The organism is Streptomyces sp. NPDC059355 (assembly GCF_042752335.1).
GTDB lineage: Bacteria > Actinomycetota > Actinomycetes > Streptomycetales > Streptomycetaceae > Streptomyces.
Window position 1 is genome coordinate 41359 of the sequence record NZ_JBHYXN010000040.1, and the last position, 12276, is coordinate 53634.

General features: G+C 74.3%; 13 protein-coding genes and 1 pseudogene. 6 read left to right on the plus strand and 8 right to left on the minus strand.

Translation table 11 applies throughout. The features are described from left to right. Positions 1 to 170 precede the first annotated feature (170 nt). The 4 genes from ACFXGI_RS29850 to ACFXGI_RS29865 all read left to right on the plus strand — a co-directional run bounded on the left by ACFXGI_RS29850 (position 171) and on the right by ACFXGI_RS29865 (position 2921). Entirely contained in the window at positions 171 to 1778 is a 1608-nt protein-coding gene (locus ACFXGI_RS29850) for an FAD-dependent monooxygenase (RefSeq protein WP_384713184.1), read from the plus strand. Between the two features lie 72 nt (positions 1779 to 1850). Then, positions 1851 to 1898 carry a hypothetical protein gene (locus ACFXGI_RS29855; protein WP_311314449.1) on the plus strand — a complete coding sequence of 16 codons (48 nt, stop codon included), beginning with the start codon at positions 1851 to 1853 and terminating at the stop codon, positions 1896 to 1898. A gap of 61 nt (positions 1899 to 1959) precedes the next feature. Continuing rightward, positions 1960 to 2529: a cysteine dioxygenase gene (locus ACFXGI_RS29860; protein WP_384713186.1), complete on the plus strand. Its 570-nt coding sequence runs from the start codon at positions 1960 to 1962 to the stop codon at positions 2527 to 2529. Beyond that, positions 2520 to 2921, plus strand: coding sequence for a rhodanese-like domain-containing protein (locus ACFXGI_RS29865; RefSeq protein ID WP_384713249.1), 402 nt, complete (start codon positions 2520 to 2522; stop codon positions 2919 to 2921). Before ACFXGI_RS29860 ends, ACFXGI_RS29865 begins: the two co-directional genes overlap by 10 nt. Positions 2922 to 3034: 113 nt before the next feature. Here the strand turns inward: ACFXGI_RS29865 and ACFXGI_RS29870 are convergent. The 3 genes and pseudogenes from ACFXGI_RS29870 to recA all read right to left on the minus strand — a co-directional run. Further along, positions 3035 to 4840: pseudogene (locus tag ACFXGI_RS29870) on the minus strand (FtsX-like permease family protein); the annotation flags it as partial. 121 nt (positions 4841 to 4961) lie between these two features. Beyond that, a complete protein-coding gene (gene recX, locus ACFXGI_RS29875) occupies positions 4962 to 5624 on the minus strand; it encodes a recombination regulator RecX (protein WP_384713189.1) in 663 nt (220 codons plus the stop codon). A 2-nt stretch (positions 5625 to 5626) separates the two neighbouring features. Next, positions 5627 to 6736 (minus strand): recombinase RecA, encoded by a 1110-nt coding sequence (recA, locus tag ACFXGI_RS29880; protein WP_182508529.1) that lies wholly within the window; start codon positions 6734 to 6736, stop codon positions 5627 to 5629. Positions 6737 to 6939: 203 nt separating this feature from the next. On the opposite strand from recA, the gene ACFXGI_RS29885 reads away from it, so the two are divergent. Continuing rightward, on the plus strand, positions 6940 to 7713 hold the full coding sequence (locus tag ACFXGI_RS29885) for a Clp protease N-terminal domain-containing protein (RefSeq protein WP_384713194.1): 774 nt from the start codon (positions 6940 to 6942) through the stop codon (positions 7711 to 7713). Here the strand turns inward: ACFXGI_RS29885 and ACFXGI_RS29890 are convergent. Together ACFXGI_RS29890 and ACFXGI_RS29895 are read right to left on the minus strand one after the other, a co-directional pair. Beyond that, on the minus strand, positions 7652 to 8761 hold the full coding sequence (locus ACFXGI_RS29890) for an AI-2E family transporter (RefSeq protein WP_384713252.1): 1110 nt from the start codon (positions 8759 to 8761) through the stop codon (positions 7652 to 7654). The genes ACFXGI_RS29885 and ACFXGI_RS29890 overlap by 62 nt on opposite strands. Positions 8762 to 8986: 225 nt before the next feature. After that, positions 8987 to 9181, minus strand: a complete 195-nt coding sequence (locus tag ACFXGI_RS29895) for a DUF3046 domain-containing protein (RefSeq protein WP_384713197.1) — start codon at positions 9179 to 9181, stop codon at positions 8987 to 8989. Positions 9182 to 9263: 82 nt separating this feature from the next. Here ACFXGI_RS29895 and ACFXGI_RS29900 point away from each other — a divergent pair, with 82 nt between their 5' ends. Further along, positions 9264 to 10262, plus strand: coding sequence for a hypothetical protein (locus tag ACFXGI_RS29900; protein ID WP_384713201.1), 999 nt, complete (start codon positions 9264 to 9266; stop codon positions 10260 to 10262). Here the strand turns inward: ACFXGI_RS29900 and ACFXGI_RS29905 are convergent. The 3 genes from ACFXGI_RS29905 to ACFXGI_RS29915 all read right to left on the minus strand — a co-directional run bounded on the left by ACFXGI_RS29905 (position 10231) and on the right by ACFXGI_RS29915 (position 12212). Further along, positions 10231 to 10539: an AzlD domain-containing protein gene (locus ACFXGI_RS29905; protein WP_030859690.1), complete on the minus strand. Its 309-nt coding sequence runs from the start codon at positions 10537 to 10539 to the stop codon at positions 10231 to 10233. The genes ACFXGI_RS29900 and ACFXGI_RS29905 overlap by 32 nt on opposite strands. Further along, entirely contained in the window at positions 10536 to 11234 is a 699-nt protein-coding gene (locus ACFXGI_RS29910) for an AzlC family ABC transporter permease (RefSeq protein ID WP_384713255.1), read from the minus strand. Before ACFXGI_RS29910 ends, ACFXGI_RS29905 begins: the two co-directional genes overlap by 4 nt. Before the next feature lie 105 nt (positions 11235 to 11339). Beyond that, complete coding sequence (locus ACFXGI_RS29915) at positions 11340 to 12212, minus strand: AraC family transcriptional regulator (protein ID WP_384713205.1); 873 nt, start codon at positions 12210 to 12212, stop codon at positions 11340 to 11342. Positions 12213 to 12276 lie beyond the last annotated feature (64 nt).

A 12276-nucleotide genomic window follows, 5' to 3' on the forward strand; every position in this document is an offset into this window, starting at 1 on the left:
CCGGCTCGGGCGGCTGACGCCGGGTCAGTACCCGGGCGTCACACCTGGGGGGCGGCGTAAATCACCCGCCGCACCACACGGCGTTGGACGGACCGGTGTCACTTGACGCAGGCACCTCCAGTGGGTTGCATACGTTCTGTGATCACATACCGGACATCGGGAGCCGCATCATGGACCCGGTGATCGTCGTCGGCGCAGGACCCGTCGGGCTGTCCCTGGCGCTGGCCCTGGCCGGCTCGGGCGTGCCCAGCGTCGTGCTCGACGAGGGACCGGGCAAGGACCTGCCCCGACCGGCCCGTACGGTCGTCCTGCACGAGGACACCTCGGCCATGGTCCACCGGCTGGGCTGTGCCACGCTGCGCGACGAGGGGGCACTGTTCGCCGCCTGGCGCACCATGCGGCGCCGCAGCCGGGCCGAGGACGCCCGGCGCATCACCTTCGAGGACCGCCAGGCGCCCCTGCACCTGCCGCAGCACGCCCTCACGCGCGGGCTGCGCGACGCCGCGGCCGCGCATCCGCTGATCCAGCTGGTCGCCGACAGTAAGCTGGACTCCCTGGAACAGGACGACGACGGGGTCACCGCGCACACCCGGGGCGCCGAGACCACCTGGTGGCGCGGGAGTTACCTGGTCGGCTGCGACGGGGCCCGCTCCACCGTGCGCAAGCTGCTCGGCATCCGCTTCCCGGGCCGCACCGCCGTCGAACGGCACGCCGTGGCCGCCCTGCGCACCGAACTCCCCTGGCCCGGCGAGGCCCTTCTGTACCGCGACCCGCCGCAGGAGACCACCGCCCGGCCGCTGCCCGACGGGGTGTGGCGGCTGGACTGGCTGCTGCCGGCCCGCGGGGAGCTGGTCACGCCCGACGCGCTCGTCACCCTGATCCGGGACACCCTGGCCGCGTGGTGCGGGGGCACGACACCCCCGTACGAGCTCCTCGACACCGGGGTGCACACCCTGCACCACCGGCTGGCCCGGCGCTGGCGCGACCGGCGCGCCTTCCTCGCCGGGGACGCCGCCCACCTGCTGGGCGCCCTCGGCACGCAGGGGGTGGACGAGGGGCTGCGGGACGCCGAGAACCTCGCCTGGAAGCTGTCCCTGGCCTGGCACCAGGGCGCTTCCGAGGCCCTCCTCGACAGCTACGAGGGCGAGCGCCGCACGGCGGTCGCGGCCCGGCTGCGCGCCGCCGACCAGACGATGCCCGTACTGCGCGGTGGCGGCGGGCTGCGGACGTACCTGCCCGGCGCCACCCGCTCCGGTGAACTGCTGCTGACCGACGGCCACTTGGGTCGGGGACCGCTGGGTGCGGCGCCGACGTACGCCCCGCCGGTGGCCGTACGCGAGGTGCCCACCGACACGGAGCCGGGCGGTCAGGTTGCCAACGTTCCCGTCACCGCGCCCGACGGGTCGACGGTGCCGCTGCGCGACCTGCTGGGGCGGGGCCGGCCGCTGGTGATCCTCGTCGCCCCGGGCACCGGGGTCTGGGACCGGCGGCACTGGCTGGGCGCCGGGCTGATGCCGCGGCTCGCGGCGGCGGTGAGCGCGCTGCCGGTCCGGACCGAACTGCTGGTCGCGGACGGCTACCCGGGGGCGCCCGCGCACACGGTCCTGCTGGTCAGGCCGGACGGGCACCTGGCGGCCACCTTCGCGGGCGTGCGGCCCGCGGAGCTGTACGAGGCGGCGGACACGGTCCGGTGGGGAGCGCCCGAGGGCGCTCGCGCGCCGCTCGACCCCTCCTCGGCCGCACCCGCGACCCCGACACATCCAGCCGTGATCGATTGACCGGTCTCCGGTCCGCATGCTTCACTCGCGAACATGACCGGCAACGACGTACGCCTGTGGCGGAGGGTCCATATGGACCTGCTCCGCTACGCGGGCTGCGTGTGTCGCCCTTCCTGCTGATTCGCCCTCCCCCGCGCGCTCCGCGCGCACTTTCGCGAACCCCCAGGACGGTCACGCCCCCATGTCTGCGCCCCTTGCCCCCAGTGCATCCACTGCGCCCCTCGCACCTCCGCACGCCCCCGTACGCGCCCCCGCTCGTGCGGTGACGGCGGCGCAACTCCTCGACTTCGCCCTGCGCACCGCCGCCGACCCGGCGGTCATCGACTCCCTCCCCCTCGACCCCGAGGGCCGGACCTGGATCCGCCTCGACGGGCCGGGCGGCAGCGAGGCCTGGGTGATCGGCTGGCCGCCGGGCACCGGCACCGGCTGGCACGACCACGCCGAGTCGCAGGGCGCGTTCGTCACCGCCCGCGGCCACCTGAGGGAGCACTCGCTGGCCGTACGGCTCCCCTCGGAGGGCTGGCGGAGCCTGGAACTCGCTCCGGACCTGGACCGCAGCCGCAGCCTGGGCGCGGGGACGGGCCGGGCGTTCGGGGAGCACCACGTCCACGAGGTGCTCAACGAGTCGCAGACGGAGCACGCGGTCTCGGTGCACGCGTACCACCCGCCGCTGCCCCTCATCCGCCGCTTCAGCCGCAGCGGACAGGTGCTCACGCTGGAGCAGGTCGAGCGCCCGGCGGACTGGCAGTGAGCGCCCCGGTCGGCATCGACGCCCTGCTGGATCGGGTCCGGTCGACGTACACGCGGATCGACCCGGCGCAGGCGTACGAGGCGTTCGGCGCGGGCGACGCACTGCTGGTGGACATCCGCTACCAGGCGCTGCGCGAGCGTGACGGCCTGATCCCGGGAGCGCTGGTGGTGGAGCGCAACGAACTGGAGTGGCGCCTGGACCCCCAGGGCTCCCACCGAGCCCCTGAAGCCACCTCGCACGACCTGCGGGTGGTGGTGATCTGCAACGAGGGCTACGCCTCCTCCCTGGCAGCGGTCTCCCTCCACGCCCTGGGCCTCCACCGCGCGACGGACCTCACGGGCGGCTTCCAGGCCTGGAAGGCCGCCGGCCTCCCCGTCGCCCCGGCCTCATAGCCCGGCCGGCGTCCGGGGACCGGGCCCGGCAGGCCACGTACGTCACCGGGCCCGGGGCCCCCGCCGCTTCGGCGGCAGAGCCCCGGGCCCGGGCCGCGGACGGCGGCGGGCCGCTACCGCGAGGTGGCCACCTCGACCGGCGGCACCCGCAGGGCGACCCGCCCCGGCACGGCGGTCGCGGCCAGCGCCAGCAGGCCGGCCACACCCACCACCCCGACGTACACCACCGGCAGCACCGCCGGCGCCGCGGTCCCCGTCATCCCCACGCTGAACGCGGTCAGTACGGCCAGCGCGATCCCCGACCCCAGCACCGCCCCGATCAGCACCACCGCCAGCGCCTCCGCCCGCAGCATCCGCAGCACCTGGCGCCGCTTCGCTCCCGCCAGCCTCAGCATCGCGAACTCCCGCAGTCGCTCCGACGTGGACATCGCCAAGGTGTTGACCACCGCGATCGCGGTGAAGGCCAGCACCAGCCCCATCGCCAGCAAGTTGATCTCGGCACCTTCCCGCTGCCGCTCGCCCCGCGCCGCGTCCGCGTCCCGCGCCGACAGCACCCCGACCCCCGGGAATCCGCCGACCGCCGCGGCCAGCTGGTCCCGCCCGGTCCCCGGCTCCGCCGCCACCAGCACGCTGCTCGCCAGCGGGTTGTCCACGTGCGCCGCGACGAGATCGTGCGGCAGCGTCAGGTCGCCGAAGCCCAGCCCCCTCGCGTACACGGCCGAGACGGTCAGGGTGACCGGCGTCCCGTCGCCCAGCGCCAGCTGCAGCGGGCTCCCCGGCTTCAGCCCCAGCTGATCGGCGGCCAGTTCGCTCACCGCCGCGCTCTTCTCGCCGAAGCCGTCCAGGCTCCCGCTCGTCACACCCGGGTCCCAGGTCCGGGTCAGCCCGGCCGGGGTGACGCCCTGCGCGCCGTACTTCGTCAGCCCCACCCGTACGGACGTGTGCACGATCTCGGTGGCAGCCGTGACCCCGGGGGTCCGCCGGACCCGCTCCGCCGCCGCACCCGTGACCCCCGGCCCCTGCGCGGCCAGCACCCAGCCGGCCCGGACCCCGTCACGGGCCTGCGCCCGGGCGGCGTTGCCCAGCGTCGGCGTGATGAACAGGACGGTGCAGGTCATGCCGATCAGCAGCGCGAGCGGGGTGACGGCGGAGGCCATCCGGGTGGCGTTGCCGCGCAGGTTCGCGGCGGCCAGGTACCCGCCCGGGCCGGCCATCCGCAGCGGCCCTGCGAGCACCGCGGTCGCGCCCCGGACCAGCAGCGGGCCGAGCAGCGAGACCGCCCCGGCGAAGACGACGACCGCGAGGAAGGTCACCGGGGTCGATGCCGGCTCGGTGCGCAGCGTGCTGAGTACGGCGACCAGCACCACACCGCCGGCCAGCAGCAGCACCCCGATCGCGATCCGGATCCACGCGGGCCGCCCCCGCTCCACGGCGGCTTCGGCGAGCGCCTCGGCCGGGCGGATCCGGGCGATCCGCCGTCCGGTGATCCGGGCCGCGGCCCAGGCTCCGAGCAGGCTCGCACCGACGGCGGCGAACATCGGGAAGATCCCGGCGGTGCGCTCCAGGTTGGCGGGGACGACCCCGCTGTCGACGAACCGGCCGTGCAGCCATGCGGCGAGCGGGAGTCCGGCGAGCGCCCCCGCGACACCGGCGGCCAGGCCCACGAGCAGGGCCTCGCGGCCGATCATGCGGCGCAGCTGCCGGGGCGTGGCGGCGATGGCCCGCAGCAGGGCGAGCTCGCGGTAGCGCTGCTGGACGGAGAGGGCGAAGGTGCCGACGACCACGAGGATCGCGACGAGCAGCGAGGTGCCGCCCATGGCCCCGCCCATGGAGACCAGCTTGATGCGTGCGCCGGCCGCGTCGAGGAACTCCACGGGCCCGCGTGCGTCGCCCGCGGCGACCTGCGCGCCACTGCCCTGGCCCTGGAGCGCCACCCTGGCGTCTCGGCCCTGGGGCTACCCCCACCCCCGGGGCCTGCCCCCGACCCCGGGGCTCCGCGGCCGGAAGCCCGGAACCCGCGCACCTTGGGACCCGCGTACCTCAGAACCCCGAATACCCCGGGCCGCCTTCGTCCTCGTCCGCGCCTTCGGCGCCCTCTTGCTCCAGCGCACGGCGCACCACCCGCAGGGCCATGCCCTCCGGGTACCCCTTGCGGGCGAGCATCCCGGCGAGGCGCCGGATCCGCTTGTCCCGCTCCAGGCCCCGGGTGGAGCGGAGCTTGCGCTCCACGAGCTCCCGGGCGGTCTGCTCCTCCTGGTCGGAGTCCAGCTGTTCCAGGGCCTCCTGGACGAGGGTGGCGTGCACCCCCTTGGTGCGCAGCTCCTGCGCGAGCGCCCGGCGGGCGAGGCCCCGGCCCCGGTGCCGGGACTCGACCCAGGCCCCGGCGAACGCGGCGTCGTCGATCAGGCCGACCTCCTCGTACCGGGAGAGGACCTCCTGCGACACCTCCTCGGGGATGCCCCGCTTCTCCAGGGCGTCCGCGAGCTGCCGCCGGGTGCGCGGCATCCCGGTGAGCAGGCGCAGGCAGATCGCCCGCGCCTGCTCCTCGGGACTCTGGGGCGGCAGTTCCTGGCGGCCTTCCCGGTCGCCGTCACGGCGGCCTTCCCGGCCGCCCTCACGACGGCCTTCGCGACCGCCCTCCCGGCGATCTCCGCGACGGCCCTCCCGGCCACCGCTCCCACCGCCCCTTTCCTGCTCCCGCACGGTCAGCTCTTGGCGACGGCAGCCTTGGCCGTCGTCTTGGCCTTCGACGCGGGGGCGGGCACGGCCGCGGCCTCGGCGGCAGGTGCACCGGCGGCCGCCTCTGCGGCGGCGTCCTTGCGCACGCCCACGCCCAGCTTCTCCTTGATCTTCCGCTCGATCTCGTTGGCGAGGTCGGGGTTGTCCTTCAGGAAGTTGCGGGCGTTCTCCTTGCCCTGGCCGAGCTGGTCGCCCTCGTACGTGTACCAGGCGCCGGCCTTGCGCACGAAGCCGTGCTCCACGCCCATGTCGATCAGACCGCCCTCGCGGCTGATGCCCTGGCCGTAGAGGATGTCGAACTCGGCCTGCTTGAAGGGCGGCGCGACCTTGTTCTTGACGACCTTGACGCGGGTGCGGTTGCCGACCGCGTCGGTGCCGTCCTTGAGGGTCTCGATGCGGCGGATGTCGAGGCGCACGGAGGCGTAGAACTTCAGCGCGCGGCCACCGGTGGTGGTCTCCGGCGAGCCGAACATCACACCGATCTTCTCGCGGAGCTGGTTGATGAAGATCGCGGTGGTCTTGGACTGGTTGAGCGCACCGGTGATCTTCCGGAGCGCCTGGCTCATCAGTCGGGCCTGGAGACCCACGTGCGAGTCGCCCATCTCGCCCTCGATCTCCGCACGCGGCACGAGCGCGGCGACGGAGTCGATGACGATCAGGTCGAGGGCACCGGAGCGGACCAGCATGTCCACGATCTCCAGCGCCTGCTCGCCGGTGTCCGGCTGCGACAGGATGAGGTTGTCGGTGTCGACGCCGAGGGCCTTCGCGTACTCGGGGTCGAGCGCGTGCTCGGCGTCCACGAAGGCGACGGTGCCGCCGGCCTTCTGTGCGTTGGCCACGGCGTGCAGGGTCAGGGTCGTCTTGCCGGAGGACTCCGGGCCGTACACCTCGATCACACGGCCGCGGGGCAGCCCGCCGACGCCGAGGGCGATGTCCAGCGCGGTCGACCCGGTGGGGATGACCTCGATGGGGTCGTTCGGCTTGTCGCCGAGGCGCATGACCGCACCCTTGCCGAATTGCCGTTCAATCTGTGCGAGCGCGGCGTCGAGAGCCTTCTCGCGGTCGGTGCCTGCCATGGGTTCCACCCGGTTTGCTTGAGTCGATCGCTTCACGCCATTGACGCTAACGCCTGCCACTGACAATGCGCTTCCACGCCCGGTTCGGCTGTGGATAACTCATCAGAATGGATGTTCGATTTCCCTGTCAAGCAGGCTCACCGGACACCCGACTGACAACCCAGGGTTGACACCTCTTCGACTGTCAACCTAGGGTTGCCTCTATGACGAACCCTTCGGTGGAACCCGTTCGCATGACCAATCCGGTACGCCTCGACGACCTGATCGAGGCCATCAAGAAGGTCCACACCGACTCCCTGGAGCAGCTCAGCGGCGCCGTCGTCGTCGCCGAGTCGCTCGGCGACGTCGCGGACCACCTCATCGGCCACTTCGTGGACCAGGCCCGCCGCTCCGGCGCCTCCTGGACCGACATCGGCCGCAGCATGGGCGTCACCCGCCAGGCCGCCCAGAAGCGTTTCGTCCCCAAGGCCGACAAGGAGGGTGAGGGCGGCATGGACCCCAACCAGGGCTTCGGCCGCTTCACACCGCGCGCCCGCAACGTCGTCGTCACCGCGCAGAACGAGACCCGCGCCGCCGGCAACTCCGAAATCCGCACGGAGCACCTCGTCCTCGGCCTGCTCGCCGAGCCGGAGGGCCTCGCCGCGCTCGCCCTGCGCGCCCAGCAGGTCTCCGCGGACGACGTGCGCGCCGCCGCGACCGCCGCCCTGCCCCCCGCCGCCACCGGGGAGCTCCCCGCCCTCATCCCCTTCGACGCCGGCGCCAAGAAGGCCCTGGAGCTCACCTTCCGCGAGGCGCTGCGCCTGGGCCACAACTACGTGGGCACCGAGCACGTCCTCCTCGCCCTCCTCGAACTCGAGAACGGCGAAGGCCCGCTCAGCGGCCTCGGCGTCGACAAGGACGCCGTCGAGGCGACCGTCAGCGAGGCCCTGGCGTCCTTCGTCGCCGAGGCCGGGGAAAAGGCCGGGGAGACGCAGTAGCCGCGTCCCCGGCCGCCCGCTCGGTCAGTTCGTACCGCTTCACGTACGCGCCGAGGAAGGCCTGCAGCGTGGCGACGGCCGGGATCGCGATGAGCGCCCCGACCGCGCCCAGCAGGGCCGTGCCGGCGATGACGGACCCGAAGGCCACCGCCGGGTGGATGTCGACCGTCTTCGAGGTCAGCTTCGGCTGCAGGACGTAGTTCTCGAACTGCTGGTAGATCACCACGAAGCCCAGCACGTACAGCGCGTACCAGGGCGAGTCCGGGAAGGCGATCAGCATCGGCAGCGCGCCCGCCAGGTAGGTGCCGATGGTGGGGATGAACTGGGAGACCAACCCCACCCACACCGCCAGCGCGGGCGCGTACGGCACGTCGAGCACCGCGAAGACGATGTAGTGCGCGATGCCGGAGACCAGCGCCATCAGCCCGCGCGAGTACAGGTAGCCGCCCGTCTTGGCGACGGCGATCTCCCAGGCTCGCAGCACCTCCGACTGCTTCGCGGGCGGCAGTACGGAGCACAGCGCGCGCCGCAGCCGCGGCCCGTCGGCGGCGAAGTAGAAGGAGAAGAGCCCGACCGTCAGCAGCCGGAAGAGCCCGCCGAGCACGGTGGCGGACACGTCGAGCACGCCGGTCGCGCTGTTCTGCACGTACTTCTGGAGCCAGTCGGAGTGCAGCAGGCTGTCCTGGATCTCCAGCCGGGACAGCTTGGTGTGGAAGGTGGTGTTGATCGTGCCGATCACCGAGTCGAGGTAGCGGGGGAAGCCCCCCACCATCTCGACGATCTGCCCGGCGAGCATCGAGCCGAGCAGCACGACGAAGCCGGCGGCGGCGACGAACACGCCCAGGAACACCAGGAAGGTGGCGAGTCCGCGGCGCATGCCGCGGGCCGCCATCCGGGACACGGCGGGTTCGACCGCGAGCGCGAGGAAGAACGCGATCAGGATGTTGACGAGCAGTGCGGTCAGCTGGTGGAAGGCCCAGCTGCCGAGCTGGAAGCAGGCGATGAGGGCGAGTACGAGGACGACGGCGCGCGGCAGCCAGCGCGGCATCCGGGCCCCGGCCCCCGCCGGCGGTGCGGTGGCGCCGCCGGGAGGTGCCGAGGATCCCTCGGGCTCGGCCGCCTCGGCCGGCCCGGCCCCCTCGGCGGTGTCGGTCGTCGTGTCCGTCGTCGTGTCGGTCGTCGTGTCGGTCGTCGTGTCGGTCGTCTCATCGGTGGCTGCCACGCCGACCAGTCTGTCCCACCCGTACCGCGTACGGGGAAACGGCCGCCCGCGTCAGCGCAGCGAGGCGGGCACGTCCATCGCCGAACACACCGCGCGCCACACGTCCTTGGCTTCCCAGCCCGCGTCCAGCGCCTGCTGGACGGTGCGTCCGCCGAGCTCCGTCATGACGTGGTCCCGCGCGAAGGAGTCCGCGTAGCCCGCGCCGAAGTGCTCGGCCATCCGCTCCCAGAAAATCGTCAACCGCATGCGCCCAGTATCCCGCCCCGGGAGAGTGCACCGGCGCCGTTCCCCTCCCGTCCGCGAGGCGGCGCGCCCTACGGTGTCACGCATGCCTGGAGACGACGCTTCCTCGCTGACCCCACCGCCCTCGTCGAGCCCACCGACCCCACTGGCCCGCGCCGAGCAGTTCTTCTGGCTCACGGCCCGGGTCCTGGAGCAGCGGCGGTTCGCCTTCCACTTCCTCGGCGGGGAGGCCGACGCGGTGGACACCGCCCTCGGCTCGTACCTCAACGCCGACGGCGGCTACGGCCACGCCCTCGATCCGGATCTGCGCGGTCCGCTCAGCCATCCGCTGCACACCGCGCACGCGCTCCGGGTCCTGGACAGCCTGGGCCGCTGCGCCGGGCAGCGGATCGAGCGGCTCTGCCGCCACCTGACCCGGGTCTCCACCGCGGACGGCGCGCTCCCGGTGGTCCTCCCGGCGCCGCGCGGTTATCCCGGGGCCCCCTACCACCCGGTGTACGACGATCCGCCGGGCGACCTGCTGACCACGGGCCCGGTGGTCGGCGTACTGCACCGCAACCGGATCTGGCACGCGTGGCTGTTCCGGGCCACGGACTTCTGCTGGGAGCGGGTCGAGAGCCTGCGCCGAGCGGGCCCGTACGAGGTCCAGAGCGCGGTGGCCTTCCTCGACGGCGCCCCCGACCGGGCGCGGGCGGTGGCGGCCGCGGACCGGCTCGGACGGCTCGTACGGGAGCAGCGGCTGGTCGTGCTCGACCCGCGCCGGCGCCGGGAGTACCCGCCGTACCCCGGCTGCGCGCCGGGCGAGCAGCTGTTCCCGCACGACCTCGCCCGGCGGCCGGAGTCCCTGGCACGCGGCTGGTTCACCGACGAGGAGATCCGGCGGTCGCTGGACTTCCTGGCCGCCGGACAGCAGCAGGACGGCGGCTGGCCGGTGCGGCGCCTCGCGTGGGCGCCGGGCAGCTCGCTGGAGCGGCGCCCGATCGCCACCCTGGAGGCCTTGCTGACACTGCGCGCGTACGGGCGCCCCCTGGCCGGTGATCCCCCGGCGGACGCTACCCGCCCAGGGCCCGCACTCCCGCGGTGACGACCACGGCGGCGGCGACCACGAGCAGGAACGGCGCCCGCAGCAGCAGCGCGAGCCCTGCGGCGGCCAGCCCGGCGGCGCGGGCGTCGAGGACGAGCTCGTGCCCGGTACTGAAGGTCTGCTGGGCGGTGAGCGCGGCGAGCAGCGCGACCGGCAGCAGGGCGGCGAGCCTGCGCACCGCCGGCCGCTCCAGTACCCCGGCGGGCACGAGCAGCCCGGCGAGCTTGACGGCGTAGCAGCCGACGACGGTGAGCGCGATGGCGATCCAGACGTTCACGAGCGGCGTCCCTTCAGCCAGAGGATCGCGGGGGCGGCGAGGGCGGCGACGAGCACCGGCAGCCCGGCGGGCAGTACGGGCAGCAGGCCCAGCCCGAGGACGAGGGCGAGCGCGGCGACGGCCCGCTCGGTGGCGGTCTTCAGCATCGGCGCGAGCAGGGCCAGGAAGACGGCCGGCCCGGCGGCGTCCAGCCCCCACGCGGAGGTGTCCCCGAGGGCCTCGGCGCCGAGGGCGCCGAGCAGGGTGGTGAGGTTCCACAGGACGTACAGGCTCAGCCCGGTCACGGTGAACCCGAGCCGGGCCGACCTGCGGTCCGGCTGGGCCAGGGCCACTGCGGTGGTCTCGTCGATCACCCAGTGGGCGGCGAGCGGCCGCACGGCCTTGGGCACGGCGAGCAGCTGCGACAGCCGCAGCCCGTAGAAGGCGTTCCGCGTACCGAGGAAGAAGGCTCCGGCGGCCGCGGTGAACGGGTTCCCGCCCGCGGCCAGCGCCCCGACCAGCGCGAACTGTGAGGCTCCGGTGAACACCAGCAGGCTCAGCGCGCAGGCCTGGAGCACGCTGATCCCGGCCCCGGCGGCGGTCACCCCGAACGCGAACCCGGACAGCCCGACGGCCACCCCGACCCCGAGCGCGTCCCGTAGGACGGCCCGTCGCGGCCGCTCCGCGACCCCCTCGGGGGTCTCCTGCCTCACCATCTGTCGCTCTCCCACGCCCCGACCGTACGCAGCCCGCCCCCACCGGTCTTGTACGTTCTTGCACGCGGGAAGCGGGAGGCAGGAGGCGGACGGGCGGGGCCGGGCTCAGCCCCCGCCCGGGAGCCGGCCGCCCGAGCGCCCCCGGCGGTAGGCGCCCGGGGGGACGCCCACGATGCGGGTGAAGTGGCGGTTCAGGTGGGGCTGGTCGGTGAAGCCGACGGCGACGGCCGCCTCCGCGGGCGGGGTGCCCGCGTCCAGCAGCACCCGGGCCCGCCGGACCCGGGCGTCGGTCAGCCAGGTGTGCGGCGGCATCCCGTACGCCTCCCGGAAGGCCCGCAGCAGGGCGAAGGGACTGGTCCCCAGTTCCGCGGCGAGCCGTTCCAGCGAGGGCGGCCGCGCCATCCGCTCCTGGAGCACCGCCCGCGCCGCCGCGGCGTCGACCGCTCCGGCGCTGCGGACCGTACGGACGGGCAGCGGCCCGGCGTGGCGGGCCAGCATCCGCGCGACCGCACCGCGCAGCAGCGTGTCGGCGGCCAGCGCGTTCCCCTCCTCGGCGGCCCGGTGCACCTCGGTGATCACGTACGAGGTCTGCGGGTCGGTGACCGAGTCGGCGGTGAAGCCCGGGGTCCCGCGCAGGCTGCCTATCTCCGCGGCCACCTCCGCGATCAGCTCCCGGGAGGGGTAGAGGGTGGCGTACGCCCAGCCCTCCGGGACCCCGGCGCGCGCGGTGTGCGGCACCTCGGGGTTGATCAGGACCACGCTGCCCGGCCCGGCCCGCAGGGTGCCGCCGGGCAGGCCGACCTCCTCGATGCCGCCGGTGACGGCCGCGATGACGTACCCGTCGTGGGTGTGGCGCGGGAAGGTGTGGCGTACGTAGTGGGCGCGCAGCAGGTCCAGGCCGGGCAGCTGGGCGTACCGCCAGTGCCGGGCCCACTCCCGCTCGTCCGCCCCCTCCGCCCCGTGCACCCCATCCGTCATGCCTCCATTCTGCGCTCCGCCCGCTGCGGCGACCGCCCTGTGCGGGTGTCTGCCCAGGTCCGGG